This is a genomic window from Bacteroidia bacterium (assembly GCA_020852255.1).
Classification (GTDB): domain Bacteria; phylum Bacteroidota; class Bacteroidia; order JADZBD01; family JADZBD01; genus JADZBD01.
Genome location: JADZBD010000021.1, coordinates 17748 through 36482, shown reverse-complemented (window position 1 = coordinate 36482; position 18735 = coordinate 17748). Strand labels below are relative to the sequence as shown.

Annotated in this window: 12 protein-coding genes; 10 read left to right on the top strand and 2 right to left on the bottom strand. The window is 48.5% G+C overall.

Annotated features, from left to right (window positions below):
* Positions 1 to 102 precede the first annotated feature (102 nt).
* The 8 genes from IT233_12230 to IT233_12195 all read left to right on the top strand — a co-directional run bounded on the left by IT233_12230 (position 103) and on the right by IT233_12195 (position 13229).
* Positions 103 to 3540, top strand: a complete 3438-nt coding sequence (locus IT233_12230) for a T9SS type A sorting domain-containing protein (protein ID MCC7303400.1) — start codon at positions 103 to 105, stop codon at positions 3538 to 3540.
* 162 nt (positions 3541 to 3702) lie between these two features.
* The gene (locus tag IT233_12225; protein ID MCC7303399.1) at positions 3703 to 4314 is read left to right on the top strand and encodes a TetR/AcrR family transcriptional regulator; all 612 of its coding nucleotides are present in this window, start codon (positions 3703 to 3705) and stop codon (positions 4312 to 4314) included.
* A gap of 4 nt (positions 4315 to 4318) precedes the next feature.
* Positions 4319 to 5656: a TolC family protein gene (locus IT233_12220; GenBank protein ID MCC7303398.1), complete on the top strand. Its 1338-nt coding sequence runs from the start codon at positions 4319 to 4321 to the stop codon at positions 5654 to 5656.
* 5 nt (positions 5657 to 5661) lie between these two features.
* A complete protein-coding gene (locus tag IT233_12215) occupies positions 5662 to 6777 on the top strand; it encodes an efflux RND transporter periplasmic adaptor subunit (protein MCC7303397.1) in 1116 nt (371 codons plus the stop codon).
* Positions 6778 to 6785: 8 nt separating this feature from the next.
* Positions 6786 to 10211, top strand: coding sequence for an efflux RND transporter permease subunit (locus IT233_12210; protein ID MCC7303396.1), 3426 nt, complete (start codon positions 6786 to 6788; stop codon positions 10209 to 10211).
* A complete protein-coding gene (locus IT233_12205; protein MCC7303395.1) occupies positions 10208 to 11299 on the top strand; it encodes an efflux RND transporter periplasmic adaptor subunit in 1092 nt (363 codons plus the stop codon). The genes IT233_12210 and IT233_12205 overlap by 4 nt, the downstream gene beginning before the upstream one ends.
* On the top strand, positions 11296 to 12558 hold the full coding sequence (locus tag IT233_12200) for an ABC transporter permease (protein ID MCC7303394.1): 1263 nt from the start codon (positions 11296 to 11298) through the stop codon (positions 12556 to 12558). Before IT233_12205 ends, IT233_12200 begins: the two co-directional genes overlap by 4 nt.
* The gene (locus IT233_12195) at positions 12555 to 13229 is read left to right on the top strand and encodes an ABC transporter ATP-binding protein (protein MCC7303393.1); all 675 of its coding nucleotides are present in this window, start codon (positions 12555 to 12557) and stop codon (positions 13227 to 13229) included. Before IT233_12200 ends, IT233_12195 begins: the two co-directional genes overlap by 4 nt.
* Before the next feature lie 23 nt (positions 13230 to 13252).
* Here IT233_12195 and IT233_12190 read toward each other — a convergent pair whose 3' ends face one another.
* The gene (locus IT233_12190; GenBank protein MCC7303392.1) at positions 13253 to 15016 is read right to left on the bottom strand and encodes a SpoIIE family protein phosphatase; all 1764 of its coding nucleotides are present in this window, start codon (positions 15014 to 15016) and stop codon (positions 13253 to 13255) included.
* Between the two features lie 114 nt (positions 15017 to 15130).
* On the opposite strand from IT233_12190, the gene IT233_12185 reads away from it, so the two are divergent.
* Together IT233_12185 and IT233_12180 are read left to right on the top strand one after the other, a co-directional pair.
* Positions 15131 to 17173, top strand: coding sequence for a TonB-dependent receptor (locus IT233_12185; GenBank protein ID MCC7303391.1), 2043 nt, complete (start codon positions 15131 to 15133; stop codon positions 17171 to 17173).
* The gene (locus tag IT233_12180; protein MCC7303390.1) at positions 17170 to 17691 is read left to right on the top strand and encodes a YfiR family protein; all 522 of its coding nucleotides are present in this window, start codon (positions 17170 to 17172) and stop codon (positions 17689 to 17691) included. The genes IT233_12185 and IT233_12180 overlap by 4 nt, the downstream gene beginning before the upstream one ends.
* On the opposite strand, the gene IT233_12175 is transcribed toward IT233_12180, so the two are convergent.
* Entirely contained in the window at positions 17688 to 18719 is a 1032-nt protein-coding gene (locus IT233_12175; protein ID MCC7303389.1) for a PorP/SprF family type IX secretion system membrane protein, read from the bottom strand. The two genes, IT233_12180 and IT233_12175, sit on opposite strands and share 4 nt — an antisense overlap.
* Between the last annotated feature and the right edge of the window lie 16 nt (positions 18720 to 18735).

Genomic DNA, 18735 nt, shown 5'->3' with positions numbered 1-18735 from the left:
AGACAATTGGGATGAACGGCGCCTTTGAATTTGCATCTCCCGAATCCTTGCCCTACATTTACTAACCTTAAAAAGACCAAGACCAAAACCAAAATCAAGCCCATGAAAAATCTTTCACGTTTCGCGATGTTCTGCTTCGCAGTTGTCCTAAGCGGCACCCTCTCGGCTCAGCAGGTGCACGACTGGGTAAGCAAAATGCAGGACCCCAACGCGAATTTCTTTGACGTACAGGCTACGTTCAACGCGTACAAAAATGATTACATCTCCACCTACCGCTCGGCTAACGGCTCCGACCCGGTTAAAATTCCAGGATATAAACAATACAAACGCTGGGAATGGTTCCACGCTCCGCGCGTTTCTGCTACCGGCGAACGTTTCAATCCCGCCGCCGTGTGGATGGAAATGCAAAATTACCGCCAGCAGACCGGAGGATTCCAGGCCGGGAATTGGACTTTTGTAGGACCGCAAACCACTCCCTCCGGTGGAGGGAACGGCCGTTGTAATTTCATCCGGGTTGACCCGAATAATTCCCAGATCCTCTGGACAGGCTCTCCTTCCGGCGGATTGTGGAAATCTACCAACGGCGGACAGAACTGGACCACCAATACCGACCAGCTGCCCTTCGTGATCGGATGTACCGATGTGGCTATTGATCCCAGCAATACTCAAATTATGTACCTCGCCACCGGCGACGGCGACGCGGGGGATAATTATTCTGTGGGACTTCTTAAGTCCACCGACGGCGGACAAACCTGGAATACCACCGGACTCACGTTTGTGACTTCACAGATCCGGATGATGAGTAAAGTGATGATCCATCCCACCAACAGCAATATCCTGCTGGTGGCCACTTCCGGAGGCATTTACCGTTCTACCGATGCCGGAGCAACCTGGAACATTTCCACTACCGGATCTTTCAAGGACATGGAATTCAAACCCGGCGATCCGAATACGGTTTACGCTGCCGGCAACCAGTTCTACCGCTCCACCGATAACGGAGTAACCTGGAACCTGATCACCGGAAGCCCGCTTCCCACCGCCGCCAACTGCTCACGCATGGCGATTGCGGTTACAGAAGCAGATCCTACCAAGGTATATATCATTGCAGGACTTCCTGCTCCTAACTACGGAACCGAAGGGTTCTATTATTCCACCAACAGCGGAGCCAGCTTTACACAACCCAGCACACCCAATATCGGAAACCAGCAGTGGTACGACCTCTGCATTGACGCTTCGCCCACCAGTGCCAGTGAAATTGTGATTGGCGGACAAACACAGTTCCTGCGTTCCACCAATAACGGAACCTCCTGGAGTTCGAACGGCTTTGGTACGCACGTAGATTATCACGACATTGTTTTTGTCAGCGGAACTTCCTATTACATGGCCTGCGACGGAGGTGTTTATGTTACTACCAACAGCGGCGGTTCATGGACAGACCTCGGAAATGATCTGGCTATTTCCCAGATGTATGGATTCGGTCAGTCGGCTACCACTGCCAACCTGCTTCTCACCGGATGGCAGGATAACGGAACGAACCGCTACAACGGTTCCTGGGCAGAAGTGATGGGAGGCGATGGCATGCTCTGTTTCATTTCCCAGTTCAACAATAATAATATGTGGGGATCGCAGTACGACGGATCTCTCAACCGCTCTACCAACGGAGGTACTTCCTGGTCGGGTGCCAATACCGGCATCACGGAAACAGGAGCCTGGGTAACACCCTGGAAAGAAAGTCCTACCACCGGAAGCACACTCTATGCCGGATTTGTAAATATGTGGCGCAGCACCAACGGGGGCCAGAACTGGACGGTGATGGGAAATATTCCCGGAACCAGCACCATTTCTGCTATTGCCATTGCACCTTCCAATACACAGGTGGTATGGGCAGCCAAAGGCGGCGCACTCTATAAAACAACCAACGGAGGAGGCAGCTGGACACAGGTTACCTCACTTCCCGGCGGCAGCATTTCCTATATTGCCTGCCATAATACAGATGCGAACAAAGTATGGGTTACTTTCTCGGGTTTCACCAATACACTCAAAGTTTTAAAAACCACCGATCAGGGTGCCACCTGGACCAATATGTCGGGCGGACTACCCAACATTCCGGTAAACTGCATCACCTACCATAACGGTACGAACGACGGTGTTTACATCGGAACAGATGCCGGCGTTTATTACGTTGACGGAACCATGAGCGTATGGCAGCCGTTCAGCGGAGGACTCCCCAATGTGGTGGTTACTCAGATCGAGATCTACTATGCAGGAAATAAACTGCGCGCATCCACTTACGGACGCGGTGTTTGGGAATCATCATTCTATACTCCCGGCAGTGAAGCTCCCATCGCGAATTTCTCCGCTAATAAATTAATTGATTGTCCGGGTACTGCCATACAGTTCACGGACTACTCTCCGTTCCTTCCCACGTCCTGGAACTGGAGTTTCCCCGGCGGAACACCATCGTCGTTCAACGGACAGAATCCCCCGCTGGTATATTACAATACCCCGGGAACTTATACCGTAACACTTACGGTTTCCAATTCCAACGGAACGGACACAGAAACGAAGACAAATTACATCACCATCGCTTCCAGCACCAATCCGAATCCAACCACTGTGGGTGATTCAGTGTGTTCACCCGGAGGTATTGTGAATCTCACCGCCTCGGGTTCCGGCGGAACACTTCGCTGGTGGGATGCGCCGGGAGGAGGAAACCAGGTGAATACCGGACCTACGTATAATCCCAACATCACTGCCACCACAACCTGGTATGTGGATGAAACGTTCCCGAACGGCAGTATCGGACAGGTTGGACCACTGAATAACACGATGGGAGCGGGCGCCATGTTCGTAGCCAACGATATCCGCGGACAGTACTTTGATGTGTTAAGTCCCATCGTACTCAATACCGTAGCCGTTTATTCCAACTCCGCCGGTAACAGAACCATTGAGATACTGGACGGAAACGGAAATCTCTACAAGGACACTACGGTATTCATTCCTGCATCACCTTCTACTCCCACAGCGGTGATCCTGGATATTCCCATTTATCCCGGAAACAATTATTTTATTAAATGCCGCGGATTAGTAGACCTCTACCGGAATTCCTCCGGTGCAGTGTATCCTTACACCTCTCCCAGCGTGAACATTACGAACAGCAACGCCGGAAGTCCCGGTTACTATTACTTCTTCTACGACTGGAATTACACCAATATCGTATGTAATACCGGCCGTACACCCGTAACCGGAACGGTGTATACCTGTTCATCGGTGGAAGAATTGTTTGCCGCCGGAAGTTTCCAGCTTTACCCTAATCCGAGCCAGGGCCAGTTTGAACTGAACTTTGAAACCCTGGCGAAAGACGATTACACGATCCGAATTTATAATTCCATCGGACAGGTGGTCTTTGAAGAAAAGATGGGAGATTTTTCCGGAAATTACCACCGGCAGATCAACATTTCCGCTTCCGGAAAAGGCATCTATATGCTGGAAGTTTCCAACGGAAAAGCCGATGCATACAAAAAGGTTATCACCTACTAAAACCGCTTCTGCCTCCTGCTTAAGGCCTCCCGAAAAGGAGGCCTTTTTTATTTGCGTGTTTTAACACCTAATATTAACCTGCTGATTAACAGGAGAATAAAATTTCTATGGAAACTCTGCGCGTGTTTATTGTTTCCATAGTTTTGCATTGTCAGCAGGAATATGACCAAAGAAAGAATACTACATGGGGCGCAGGAACTCTTCTTCCGGAACGGGATCCGCTCGGTAACGATGGATGACATTGCCAACCACCTGGGCATGTCGAAAAAAACCATTTACCAGTCGTTCTCTGACAAGGACGAGATTGTTACGGCGCTGATGGAAGCCAAGCTAACCTGGGATAAACAGGAGATCTGTACCATCTGCAGTCCGGACCGCAATATGATCGAACAGGTCTTCGGTATCATGCGGCACATGACGGAGATGTTCTCGCGGATGAATCCCTCCGTATTTTATGATCTTCAAAAATACCATCCCAAAGCCTGGAAGATATTTACAGATTTCAAGAACAGCTTTATGCTGGGGGTGATTGAAAAAAATATTGAAGACGGGAAAGCGGAAGGAACGGTGAGGCCGGATGTGAACACCCACATTATGGCGAGAATGCGGATCGAGCAGGTGGAGATGGGATTTAATCCCGCCGTTTTTCCACCGTGCAAACATAGCTTGCTCGAGATCCAGGTTGCCCTGCTGGAACATTTCCTGTACGGGATCTGCACGCTGAAAGGACACAAACTCATTAATAAATACAAGCAGGTTGCTGAAGATGAATAAACACATGACCACACGGAAGCTGATCCTCTGGATCTTGTTACTCACCGGACCCGTACTCACTGCCCAGCAGGCGTTCACCCTGAAAGAGGCGGTAGAATTCGCTTATACACATCAGTACAGTGTACTGAACGCCCAGCTGGAAGAGCAGCTTAACAGGGCGAAGCAAAAAGAAGTAACCGGGATGGGGCTTCCCCAGATCAGCGGGAGTTTTGACATAAAGGATTATCTTGATATTCCCACGCAGCTGATGCCCGGTGAATTTTTCATGCTGCCTCCGGGCACATACATCCCCGTTAAATTCGGTTTGCAATACAATGCGAATGCGGGCATCAACGTATCGCAGCTGCTGTTCAGTTCCGACTATCTGATAGCGCTGCAGGCATCTTCGGAATTCAATTCGCTGGCCCGGAAAAATCTTGAACGTGCACGGGTGGAGACCGCGCTGGCCGTGAGCAAAGCGTATTATTCCGTGCTGGTGAACAGGGAAAGACTTGAGTTGCTGAAGGCCAATGCGGAAAAAGTTAAAAAACTGCTGGATGACACCCGTGTGCTTCACCAGAACGGCTTTGTAGAAAAAATTGATGTGGACCGTGTGGAAGTTATTTACAACAACCTGGTTACCGAGCAGGAGAAGGTGGGAAAACTGATCGGTATTGCCGAGGCGCTCCTGAAATTCCAGATGGGCATGGATGTTACCCAGCCCATTGAGCTGAAGGACAAACTGGACCCGGTGGATTCGCCACAGCCCGAAACTCCGGACGGGCCGAATCCGGATTTCGGCGCAAGAAGCGAATATGCCCTGATGCAATCGCAGTTACGACTGAATACGCTGGAGTTGCGCCGCCACAAAATGTCCTACCTCCCCAGCCTTGTTGCCTATGGCACTTTTAACCTTACCGCCCAGCGCAATGAGTTTGATTTCTTTGATTTCAGTGACGGGCACGACTGGTATCCCATGACCATTGTTGGAGTAACGCTGAACGTTCCCATTTTCAACGGCGGGCAGAAGTACTACCGCATGCAGCAATCGAAGATCAACCGGATGATCACAGAAAACACTATTAAAAACCTCGAGAATGCCATCCGTCTGGAAGTAAAAGCTGCGGCCGTAAACTACAACAATGCGATTCTTTCGCTGACCACCCAGAAAAAAAATATGGAACTGGCCAAAAACGTCTATGATGTTTCCAAAAAGAAATACGACCAGGGTGTAGGCTCTAACCTGGAAGTGATTGACGCCCAAACCTCCTACCGTGAGGCGCAGACGAATTACTTCTCTGCTCTTTACGATTATTATATATCCAAACTCGAATTAGAAAAAGCAAAAGGAACTCTTAAATAACCGTTATGAATCTGAACATTTCCATCGCCTTCTTTTCACTGTCATTGCTGCTGGCCGGATGCACATCAGATCCGCAGGCTGAACTGGACCAATTAAAAGTTAAAAAAGCCGAAATTGAGACCGCCATCCGTGAACTGGAAGCGCAACTCAAAAGCAACGGAACCGATTCCACTGCGGATCACGGACATCTGGTGCTGGTACAAACCCTGAAGGCGGAGATTTTCCGCAATTACGTGGAAGTGCAGGGCATGGTAGACGCAGAAGAAAACATTCTGCTCTCTGCGGAAATCGGCGGAAACGTAACGAAAGTGCTGGTAAAGGCAGGTCAGCAGGTAAATAAAGGACAGCTGCTGGCGGAAACCGACAGCAAGATCATTCTGAAAGGAATCGCTGAGCTGCAAACCGCGCTGGACCTCGCGAATACACTGTATGAGAAACAAAAGAACCTCTGGGATCAGAAGATTGGCACGGAAGTACAATACCTCGCCGCAAAGAGTCAGAAAGAGGGACTGGAGAAAAAAATGCAGTCGTTACAGGAGCAGCTCGAACTCACCCGCATCACTTCGCCGATAGACGGAACCATTGATGCAGTATATGCGAAGGTGGGACAAATGCTTGGCCCGGGCATGCCGGTGGTAACCGTAGTGAACTTTAACGGCATGAAAGTAAAAGCAGAAGTGCCCGAGTCGTACGCAGGGAAAGTGAAAACCGGCAATGAGGTGTTCGTTTATTTTCCGGATATGAAAGATTCCGTGACCGGCAAACTGAGTTATGCCGCGCGCGTTATCAATCCCCTGAACAGGACCTTTACGGCGGAAATGATGCTTGACAACAAAAAAGAATATCATCCCAACATGATTGCCGTGCTGCGTATCGCCGATTATGTGTCGCCCGCCCCGGGCATTGTGATTTCCTCCTCGGTGATTATGAAAGGAGAAGACGGAACGGAATACGTGATGGTGGCAGACGGCAACACGGCGAAGAAAGTGGTGATTCTTACGGGGAAAAAATACAGGGGGCGGATCGAAGTAACGCAGGGACTCAAGGAAGGAGACCGTCTTATAGTCACGGGGTTCCAGGAACTAAACGGAGGTGATGTCATAAAAGTTAAACCGGAGTGAGCGATCCTATGAAAGACCTTTTGAAAAAAGAGTTCAGGCCCTCGAGTTGGGCGATTGATAACCGGATCAGCATCTATATCTTCACGGTGATCATTACCCTTGCCGGTCTGATGGCGTATCAGGCCCTGCCCAAAGAAAATTTCCCCGAGATCAAGATTCCGAAGTTTTACATTTCGGTGATCTATCCGGGTACCTCCCCTGCCAACATGGAGAACCTGGTGGCTAAACCGCTGGAAAAACAGCTGAAAGCCGTTTCCGGGATCAAGAAAATGACGAGCCAGAGTTTTCAGGATTACTGTACCGTGGTGGTGGAGTTCAACTCCGACTTTGATATGGCTTCCGCCAAGTCGAAAGTAAAAGACGCAGTAGACAAGGCACGCACGGAGTTGCCGCAGGACCTTCCGGCGGAGCCCACCATCTTCGAACTGAATTTTTCCGAGTTCCCTATTATGAACGTGAATATTTCAGGGAACTATTCACTGGCCCAGCTGAAAAACTACGCCGAAGAGGTAAAAGACCGTGTGGAAAGCATGAAGGAGATCAGCCGTGTGGATATGATCGGTGCGCTGGACCGCGAGATTCAGATCAACATTGACATGAATGCCCTCAAAGCCACCCAGCTGACCATGGGCGACATTGAAAGAGCCATCGCCTTTGAGAATATGAATATTTCGGGAGGTACCGTTAAGATGGACGGTCAGCAGCGAACGATCAGTGTGAAAGGACAATTCACCTCCATTGAGCAGCTGGAGAACCTTGTGGTGAATTCACAGGCCGGAGGGCATATCTATCTCCGAGATGTGGCCGAAATAGTAGACGGATTCAAGGAACAGGAAAGCTATGCACGGCTCGACGGCAAGAATGTGATTACTCTCAACGTTGTGAAACGTGCCGGTGAAAATCTCATCAGCGCATCCGATAATATAGAACAACTCATCGTTGATCTGAAAGGAAAAACCGTTCCGGGCGACCTGAACATGGTTATCACCAATAACCAGGCAGATCAGACCAGGGTAACGCTGCACGATCTCATCAATACCATCATCATCGGTTTTGTGCTGGTGCTGGTGATCCTGATGTTCTTCATGGGTGCCACGAATGCCTTCTTCGTAGCCCTGTCGGTGCCCCTGTCTATGTTCATTGCCTTTCTTGTGATGCCCGGGCTCGGTTTCACACTGAACATGATCGTACTCTTCGCTTTCCTGCTGGCGCTGGGTATTGTAGTAGACGATGCCATTGTGGTCATTGAAAACACACACCGCATTTATAAACAGAGAAAAACCGGAATTGCAGAAGCTGCCAAAGCGGCTGCGGGTGAAGTTTTCCTTCCGGTGCTGTCCGGTACACTAACCACGCTGGCGCCTTTTGTACCCCTCGCCTTCTGGACCGGAATGATCGGGAAATTCATGTTCTATCTTCCCATCACGTTGATCATTACCCTGCTTGCGTCGCTCTTCGTAGCCTATATCATCAATCCGGTGTTCGCAGTGGATTTTATGGGAAAGCACGAGGACGGGGCGCCGAAGAAGAAGTGGACGAAAGGCACGAAAGTGATTGCTATTGTTTTCTCCTCCCTCGCCCTCCTCTTCCTCCTGGCCGGAAACACCGGTCTCGGTCTGTTTACCTTTACGGTGCTTCTGCTGCATTTGTTTTACAAATTTGTGCTTGCCTCCGTTGTATACCGGTTTCAGGAAAAAACCTGGCCGGCCGTACAGGAAAAGTACGCACGCATCCTGAGTGCCGCCATCCGTAAACCGTGGAGAATTATCGGATTCACAATTGGTTTATTCTTTGTTAGTATTATTGCAGTTGCCTTACGGAAACCCGATGTGGTTTTCTTTCCTTCCTCCGACCCTAATTTCATTTATGTATATGTAAGTTTACCCGTAGGCACCGACCCTGCGCGCACGAACGAGGTAATGAAAGAAGTAGAGGGACGGGTGAACAGAGTATTTGAAGGCAAAAAGGATCTGATTACTTCCATTATCACCAATGTTACGATCAGTGTAACGGATCCCGCCGACGAAGACCAGGGGCAATATCCGAATAAAGGACGCCTGGCGGTAGCTTTCGTTCGCTTTTCCGAACGGCACGGCGTTTCCACCTCACCTTTCCTGAAAGATGTGCGTGACGCGCTGAAGGGACTCCCCGGTGCGGAAATAACAGTAACACAAGAACAAAACGGACCGCCCGTAGCCAAGCCCATTACCATTGAAGTGCGCGGAGAAGAGTTCGACGTACTTACCAAAGCATCCGCCCGGTTAAAACGCTACCTCGATTCGCTGGAAATTGCCGGAGTAGAACAGTTAAAGAGTGATCTGCAAAGTAACAAACCCGAACTGGTATTCGATATCAACAGAGAACGTGCTAACCGTGAAGGAATATCCACAGCCCAGATCGGCATGGAAATCCGCAATGCCGTTTTTGGAAAAGAAGCCAGCAAATACAGAGAAGCCAATGAAGAGTTTCCCATTCAGCTCCGCTACCGCTTCGATCAGCGCAATGAAATTGACAAGCTGAAGAACATCACCATTACCTACCGCGATATGAATATGGGTGGGATGATCCGTAATGTACCTCTTTCAGCCTTCGTGGATATTTATTACGATTATACCTTCGGCGGTATCAAGCGTAAATCTCAAAAACGCGTGGTTACCCTTTCCTCCAACGTGCTGAAAGATTTTGACCCCTTCTCGGTGGTAGCAAATGTTGAAAAAGCAGTGAAGCGTTTCAATGCACCTCCCGGCGTACAGATCATCATGACCGGGGAGCAGGAAGAACAGGCCGAGACCATGGGATTTCTTGGCAACGCACTGCTGATCTCGCTGGGGCTGATTTTTATGATTCTTGTAACACAGTTCAACTCCTTTGGTAAACCTTTCCTCATTCTTTCAGAGATTGTGCTAAGCATCATCGGATTCTGCCTGGGCTATGCGATTACAGGATGGACTATTTCCACCATCATGGCAGGGGTTGGAATTGTGGCCCTGGCCGGCATTGTAGTTCGTAACGGTATACTCCTGGTTGAATTTACCGATGTGCTCCGGGCCGAAGGAAGGGAGATAACCGCCGCGGTTGTGGAAGCCGGGAAAACCCGTATGACGCCCGTGATCCTGACCGCCACCGCTACCATTCTGGGACTTATTCCCCTTGCTGTGGGATTCAATATTGACTTCGCGTCACTGTTCAGCACCGGTGATCCGAAAATATTCTTCGGCGGAGACAGTGTGGCCTTCTGGGGGCCTTTATCCTGGACGATGATCTTCGGGCTTGGTTTCGCAACGATCATTACGCTGATTATTGTGCCTGCACTGTACCTGATCATGGAAAGCGGAAAACAAAAAGCCATCGCAACGCTCACACATTTCGGAATGCCGGGGGGCTTACGTTACGTTCCGCTGTTAGTGCCGGTTTTAAGGATATTTAAAAAATGATGACGAAACAATTTCTGCTCTTCCCTCTTACCATTCTGCTGCTGGTATCCTGCGGCAGAAAAGGAGAGGTGATAACTCCCGTTCGACGCGACCTGGTGCAGGCTGTGTATGCTTCAGGGAAGATCTTTCCTGAAAACGGATATAAGGTTTACAGCAAACTGCCCGGGTACGTGGAAAAGATTCATGTGAAGGTGGGCGACAGCATACGGGTGGGACAGGCGCTGATCACTATAAAAAGCGAAGTGAGTGAGCTGAATGTTACCGCGGCGAAAAACCTTCTGGAACTGGCCGGGCGCAACGCGTCGGATGATTCTCCCCTGCTGAAAGCCCTGAAACAGGACCTTGCCTCAGCCCGCGCGAAGTATGAACTCGACTCGGTCAATTACCAGCGCTACCAGAACCTTTATAAAGAGAACGCCGGTTCAAAGCTACAGCTGGATGCTTCAAAAACACAATTTGAGATCTCAGTCCAGAATTATCTGAAAGCGTCGAATAACTTTTATGCAACCCGCGACCGGCTGCTGACAGAGTATAAAAATGCGCAGGTTCAGTACGATGCACAGGTATCGAATCGCAGCGATTACACACTGGTTTCAGGTGTAAACGGCACCGTGTATGATGTGATACCGAAAGAAGGTGAGCTGGTGGGAACACAACTGGCATTACTGGAGATCGGCAACACCACCGGTTTTTATGTAGAACTGAGCGTTGACGAAACCGACATTGCCCTGCTGGAACAGGATCAGGAAGTGTTATACATGATTGACGCTTATAAAGACAAGACCTTCACCGGAAAGATCCGGGAGATTTACCCGCGCATATCCCAGAACAACAAAACTTCCAAAGTGCTTGCCGGAATAGATCCCGGAACGGAAGTGAAAATCTTCTCCGGCATGAGTGTGGAAGCAAATATTATTGTGGCCCGCAAGACTTCTATTCTGGTGATTCCCCGCGAGTGCCTGCTCGGCACAGGAAAAGTCATCTTAGCTTCCGGTGATACCGTAACGGTGAAGAAGGGTGCGGAGGATCTTCAGTTTGTGGAAATCCTTGCAGGCCTGGAAGAAACCTCAGAGGTCATAAAACCTTGAACAAAAAGAGCCCGGTACTGCGCATTGCCCTCACGCATCTTCTTTCAAAGAGGAGGCAAACCATTGTGGCTATGCTGGGTGTAACATTTGGGATCGCCATATTTATTTTCCAGGGAGGGTTAATGAGTGGCTTTCAAAAAACATTCATTGACCAGACCATCAGCACTACCGCCAGTGTTCGCTTATATAACGAAGCGAAAAAAAACCGTCCTTCCATTCTTTCCATTCACGAACCACAAAGCAAGGCCTGGCAGGTAGTGAATAATCAGAAACCTAAGGAAGAACAGCCGCGGGTAAAAGACGGATACCAGATTATGGAGATCCTTGAAAAAGACAAGGAAGTGTTGGGCGTATCACCGTTTCTGGGCTCACAGGCGATATTCAAGGTAGGAATTGCACAGGTTTCGGGGAGAGTGTCAGGGGTTGACATACTGAAAGAGAATGTAATCTTCAATGTGGAGGATTACATGGTGCAGGGCAGCACACAGAAACTGCAGACAGTTCCCAACGGGATTATTCTCGGCGAGGGACTGGCAGACCTTCTGGCGGCGCACATGGGAGACAATATCACGGTTATTTCACCGCTGGGAGTAACACTGGAGATGAAAGTGGTAGGCATCAACCGATCGGGGCTTACCGAACTGGACAAATCGAGGGCTTATATCAATTTACGCAATGCACAGAAGTTGTTACAGGTAGACGGGGCGTATATTACCGATATTAACATTCGCCTGAAGGATATTGACAAAGCGGAGATCCTTGCCCGTCATTATGAAAAAAAGTTTGGCTACCGTGCCATGGACTGGAAAGAAGCGAACGCGAACGTATTCAGTGTATTCAAGATCCAGAATATGGTTACCTATCTGATCATCGCATCCATTCTTATCGTTTCAGGGTTTGGAATATTTAATATTCTGATGATGATCATTTATGAAAAACTTCCCGACATCGCCATTCTCAAGGCCATCGGTTATAAGGACCGCGATGTGATGAAAATTTTTCTTACCGAATCCATGATTATCGGGATCGTGGGAGGATTACTGGGTTTGCTGCTTGGCTTTACCCTTCAAAAAGTAATCGGGAGCATCGAGATGGATATCAAAGGTTTTATTTCAACGAAATACCTCACCTTCAATTCCACACCCGCTTTTTATGCATTTGCATACCTGTTTGGTCTTATAGCAACCGCAGTAGCGGGTTATATTCCAGCACGTAAAGCTTCCAAAGTGGATGCCATTGATATTATCCGGGCAAAATGAGTTTACTTCGGACAGAACACCTGGACAAATTCTTTCATGACCCTGTGGAATTCCAGGCACTGAAGGATATTAACATTACGGTGGAAAAAGGAGAATTTGCCTCTATCGTAGGCTCTTCCGGAAGCGGTAAGTCCACTCTTTTGTATGTACTTTCCACCCTGGATACCGATTATAAAGGCAGTATCTATTTTGAAGAAGAAGATCTTTCCAAACTCAGCAAGAACCGCCTTTCTGAACTGAGAAATGAAAAGATTGGTTTTGTATTCCAATTTCATTACCTGCTCAATGAATTCACCGTACTTGAAAACGTTATGTTGCCCGCTTTGAAACTCGGAAAATTCAGCGAGGAGGAGATTACAGAAAGGGCCATGCAGAAGCTGGACATACTCGGACTAAAGGATCAGGCTGTGAAGAAGGCGAACAAGCTTTCAGGAGGGCAGCAGCAACGGGTTGCCATTGCCCGGGCGCTGATTAACGATCCGCTGATCATCTTCGGAGATGAACCCACAGGAAACCTGGATTCGAAGAATACGGAACTCGTGTTTAATATTTTCCAGCAACTTAAGACCGAATTCAGGCAAACCATTTTGGTAGTGACACACGATATGGATTTCGCCCGGAAGACAGACCGGATCATTACACTGCATGACGGGAGCGTAGTGGGAAGCTGAGCGAGTGAAAAGAGTAGTCGTGCCTAAAACCGGATTCCCATCACCAGGATATCGTCCGTTTGCTCCGAATTACCGGTCCATTGTGCATTTTCCTGTTCCAGTACCAGCAGCTGATCAGGCATCTTCATGCGGTAAATCTCTTTCAGCATCTCTTTAAATCGCTTAAGCATAAATTTCTTTCCCGCCATGCCGCCAAACTGATCCTGGTAGCCATCCGAGAACATATAGATCACATCTCCTTCCCGGATATTGACCGGCTGCGTAGTAAACCGCTTCTGATCTCCATACTGAGTGGAACCGATAGGGAATTTATCGCCCTTGATTTCCTTAACATCCGTTGCAGTAAAATGAAACAGGGATCGCTTGGCTCCCGCAAACTCCATCTTCCCGCTCGACAGATTATAACGAAACAGGGCCAGATCCATTCCGTCGTTACTGAAATTGCCGCCCTGTTGTTTGAGCGTTTCAATCACTTTCTCGTCCAGGTTCCGGAGAACAAGACCGGGTTCGGTGATCCCCATAATATTCACAATCTGATTAAGCAGGGAGCTTCCGATGACCGTCATTAATGCGCCCGGAACACCATGACCGGTACAATCAACAATAGCCACTACCACTTCATCCTCTCTCTGTGCGAACCAGTAAAAATCGCCGCTGACAATATCTTTCGGTTTATAGAAGATGAACGACTGCCGGAATATCCTGTCTATCAGTTCCCGTGAAGGAAGAATAGCTTCCTGAATATGTTTGGCGTACTGAATGGAATCACGAATTTCACCATAAGCCAGTTCCAGTTTTGCGCTTTTCTCGAGGAGCTCGCGGGTGCGCTCGGCCACTTGCGATTCCAGATCCTCGGAATAGGCCTTCAGGCTCTCCTTCATACCCATGAGCGCGCTTCCCAGCTGATCATTTTTCCCCAACAGCTCGAACGTTGCATCAAAATTTCCTTTCCCGATCTCGGTGGCGAACTCGGAAGTCTTCCGGAAATTATCCGAAAGGATATTGATAGAACCTGTCATCTCCCCGATTACATCCTTACTCACGGCGAGATGGCCTTCTGTTAATTCGCCCTTCGAAAGATTACCCACCACCTCCTTCATTTTCAAAACCGGTTTCCGGATAGAACGGGAAATGAACAGAAATCCCAGTATAACTGCTCCCAGTAAAGCAAGCGACACGGAGATAAGTGTGATGCGCAATGAATTGGAGGAAGCAATAACTTCGCTCTTCTTATTCTCTGCAAACGACCTGTTGCTGCCAATCAGCGATTCCAGGTGGGTACGTATGGTGTCGGCCATGGGAATAATCTGGGATTCCATCATATCCTCTGCCTGGAATTTTCGTGTAGCATCCTCATACTCGTCAAAAGAAGAGAGTTTCACCATCACCAACTGTTCGGCGATGATCAGCTTCTCGAATTCCTTCATGATGGATTTTAGTCGCTGCTCCTCCCCTTCCCGTCCGATATTTCCTACCCGTTCAAGCAGCACTGATTTCAGGCGGGGGTAACCGGTCTGATGAATGGACTTCAGTTTGTCTTTATCCTTTTCTTCCACCTGAACATATACCCAGTTGGTGGCATACATTTTACTTTCGGTAGTCATGAGGTTAAACTCATCCAGTGCTTCCAGGTATGGATTCATCACACTGACAAGATGTGTAACTTCCGAGTTATTCTTACGAATAGTAAAATAGCTGATCAGCGCATTTACTGCCACGATCAGCATGATGAGCAGAAGCGCCCTGTTGATGCCCGGAAAACCGGTATTAAAGAGTCTGAAACTCATGCCGTTGGATGCAAATTAGTCAAATTTCTCAATTGAATTCACACATTGGTAGGATCATTCACCCTACTGGTCGAATCAATTTTCATCTTAGTCCTTTTACCCTACATTTGAAACGTGAATAAGCACTTTTTACCGGTACTACTCGGTCTTTTATTCAGCGTGGGCATCACCGCTCAGGATACGCTTAAAAGTGACAGTCTGGACATTTACGAGATGTCGCTGGAACAACTAATGAACCTGAAGGCGCACGGTGTTCCCAGTGAGCTGGAGACGCTGATCAATGAATTGATCTCTGCGGCGTCTAAAAAACCGCTTTCCACACGGGAATCTCCCAACATCATCAGCCTGATAACAGCCGAAGAAATACGCAATTCCGGCGCAAGGGATCTTATGGATGTACTGTTGCTTGTGCCCGGCATACAGTTCGGGATGGACGTAGAAGGGGTGGTAGGTATAAGTATGCGCGGAAACTGGGGACACGAGGGAAAGGTGCTGGTGCTGCTGGACGGTTTTGAGATGAATGAGATCATGTTTGCCACCACGCAGTTTGGAAATAACTATCCGGTAGACCAAATAAAAAAAATTGAGATTATCCGCGGCCCGGGGTCCGCCATGTTTGGCGGTTTCGCTGAATACGGCGTGATCAATATTGTAACCCGAAGCGGAGGTGACATCGCCGGTATGGGAGCGTCTATTAACGCCGGCATAATGGGCAGTAAATTCGGAAGAAGCAATTTCAATATTTACGCAGGTAACAAAACAGGAGACCTGGAGTGGAAAGTAGCAGGATACTTCGGAAACGGTCATCGCAGTACATCCGCCTATACAGATATTTTCGGAAACACGTATCCGATGTACGGGAATTCAGATCTGACTCCCGGAAATTTACAGGCCGGGGTGAGTTATAAAGGATGGTCGCTTCGGTTCATGGCCGACCGCCTGCGTACGAGTGTGCGGGACGGATATGACCTGGCGCAGGATTCTGCCTACCGCGAGGATTTTATTTCCCGGTTCGGTGAACTGAAATATGAACGGAAGTTCAGCGAAAAAATCTCCTTTACCGGAAAAATAACACATAAAACCCAAATTCCCTGGAGAACAACAGCAGAAGATTCGCTCACATCTGCCTATAATAAACACTGCAGCCGTTCAGCGCTTCACCTGCTCGGTTCCTGGAATCCCACACGCAAGATCAATATTTCTGCCGGCGGGGAAGTGTATACCGACAGCGCTCAAGACAAAACCGATTCTTCCTTTTTCTCTAACGGATCTTCTGCTGTTTCATACCTGAACCAGGCCTATTTCTTTCAGGGGCTGGTGCGCACCCGCTTCGTTAATCTGATACTGGGTGCCCGGTACGATATTCACAGCGAATACGGAGCAGCCTTTGTTCCAAGGGTGGGACTAACCAAGCGGTTGGGAAAGTTTAATTTCAAACTCCTCTACAGCAATTCCTTCCGTGCTCCCAGCATTGAAAACATTAATCTGGGACCGGAGGGTGGCATACTTCCGGAGATGACTACCATTACCGAGTTCGAACTGGGATACCAGATCAAAAAGCAACACCTGCTTACGCTGAACTTCTTCGATATATATACCCTTGATCCCATCATTTACTTTTATGACGATTCGCTGGGTACCGACAATTACATGAACGACAGCTCTTCAACAGGTACAATGGGTGCCGAAGCAGAGTACCGTTTTAAGAATAAATACGGTCATATTACTGTCTCCTATTCTATGTACACGGCCAAAGGAAAAGGTCGCGCCGCTGACTTCAATGTTGAAGAAGATGAAAGTTATCTTTTATCGTTCGCCCGGCATAAATTAGCACTCAATGCATCGGTGGAGCTCACCTCCCGCCTTACGGCAGATCTCTCCGGCGTTTTCCTGGGTCAGCGATATGGCTACACGGAAGTAGATTCGCTGGGCGAATCAGTACTTTCTGTATTCGATCCCTCATTAAATATTCACCTTAACCTGCGGTACCGGATCGGTGACGGCATCTTTGTGAGTGCAGGATGCTATGATCTGCTGAATTCCGGCATGCTTTTCATTCAGCCGTACAACGGATATCATGCGCCGCTGCCCGGGCCGGGGAGGGAATTTATATTCAGGTTCAATATGGACATCGGAGGGAAAAACAAGGCGAAATGAGGATCCACTATTCCTACCGCTGTTTGCTGATCCTGGCGCTTCTGTGCACAGGCGCTGTCTCCCTTTCGGCTCAGGATAAGGAATACAAGTCTTACAGCTTGTTCATTTACAATTTTATCAAATACATCGAATGGCCATCTACCGGGCAGGATTTTGTGATTGGCGTGGTGGGAGATTCGCCCATTATCAAAGAACTGGAGAGCATGGCCAAGGCAAAAAAAGCGAAGGGGCGGCCCATCATTATCAAAAAAATCAGCACGGCCGATGAGGCGCTTCAGTGCCAGCTGGTGTATGTACCTCCGGGAAAAAGCAGCATGACGAAGTCCATTGCAGAGAAGATCAAGGGAAAGCCGGTATTACTGGTGGGAGAACGGGAAGGTCAGGCACGCAAAGGAGCAGCCATGAGTTTTGTGACGATGGATGATGACACCCTGAAATTCGAATTTAACCAGGCCGTGCTTGAGCAGAACGGACTGAAGATGCCATCTGCCCTTTCAAAGCTGGGGCTGCCGGTTTAGAAACTGGAAGAACTCTTGTAGATATACGGATTAGAACTATTGAAGCGCAGGGAAATTTCAAACCCTCCCTTGCCATCACTGGCCGTCCGGAGATCCGAGGTGTTAAAATCGTAACTGAACCCGATCGAATACTGCGCAATTTCCAATTGTAGCACACCCACCATGGCATCCGCGCTCCGGTAAAATCCGCCCACGGAGAAAGAGGCTCCCTTTTTGAAGCCGGTGTATTTGGAATCTTCCCGGAATTTATATTTAACCATTGATCCAATGTACAATTCTGCAGTAGGTCCTTGCATGGCATACATAAAGCTGGGAGCTACCGCTATGGGAGAATTGCCAAGACCCTTTGCAAAACCACCGGAGAACAATAATTTCATTTCCATTTTCTCCACAATTGATGTATACGCCTGCTTTGGCTGATTCAGGTGAAACACCGAAACACCAAAATTAGCTTTGAACTCATCTCCCGCTGTAATGTACCTCTCCCCCTCCCCGAACAACCATTGTACGCCTGCAGCGTAATCTCCGTAGCTGAATTTACTTCCTGTAAACATCTCATTAGAGGGTAAATTCGGGTCGTAGGATTGCCCGTTGTACTGGCTGTCCCATTTCAAACCGTCGGTCACAAAACTGCGTTGTCCGAATCCACCCGACAAACCGACTGAGAACCGGTTCTGCTTATTTACCATAACTATTCCTGAAAGTGAAAGAGAAGCGTTCAAGGTAGAAAACTGCGAAGTGCCTGCCTTATCATGAAATACAACAAGCCCTCCACCCAGGTATCCGCTTTTCCATTCCTTTTTACGCAATTCAAAATCGGCAGAAACATCAAATGTTTTGTAGGACTGTGCTGTTACACTCCTCCACTGATCGCGATAATTGATTATCCCCCTGAAAGCAGAACCTGTTCCGGCAGAAGCAGGGTTGAGCACCAGCGGTGTTTCGTTGATCTGAGAAAAATGGATGTCCTGACTTCCGGAATGGAGGAAGGCAATCAGACACGTTGCGGATATTAATATTTTTTTCATGTGACTTTTTTCAATT

Excerpts from the sequence above, each read along its gene's own strand:
- IT233_12195 (MCC7303393.1), top strand. The coding sequence starts at position 12,555 with ATGAGTTTACTTCGGACAGAACACCTGGACAAATTCTTTCATGACCCT.
- IT233_12225 (MCC7303399.1), top strand. The coding sequence starts at position 3,703 with ATGACCAAAGAAAGAATACTACATGGGGCGCAGGAACTCTTCTTCCGG.
- IT233_12190 (MCC7303392.1), bottom strand. The coding sequence starts at position 15,016 with ATGAGTTTCAGACTCTTTAATACCGGTTTTCCGGGCATCAACAGGGCG.
- IT233_12175 (MCC7303389.1), bottom strand. The coding sequence starts at position 18,719 with ATGAAAAAAATATTAATATCCGCAACGTGTCTGATTGCCTTCCTCCAT.
- IT233_12215 (MCC7303397.1), top strand. The coding sequence starts at position 5,662 with ATGAATCTGAACATTTCCATCGCCTTCTTTTCACTGTCATTGCTGCTG.
- IT233_12180 (MCC7303390.1), top strand. The coding sequence starts at position 17,170 with ATGAGGATCCACTATTCCTACCGCTGTTTGCTGATCCTGGCGCTTCTG.
- IT233_12205 (MCC7303395.1), top strand. The coding sequence starts at position 10,208 with ATGATGACGAAACAATTTCTGCTCTTCCCTCTTACCATTCTGCTGCTG.
- IT233_12230 (MCC7303400.1), top strand. The coding sequence starts at position 103 with ATGAAAAATCTTTCACGTTTCGCGATGTTCTGCTTCGCAGTTGTCCTA.
- IT233_12220 (MCC7303398.1), top strand. The coding sequence starts at position 4,319 with ATGACCACACGGAAGCTGATCCTCTGGATCTTGTTACTCACCGGACCC.
- IT233_12210 (MCC7303396.1), top strand. The coding sequence starts at position 6,786 with ATGAAAGACCTTTTGAAAAAAGAGTTCAGGCCCTCGAGTTGGGCGATT.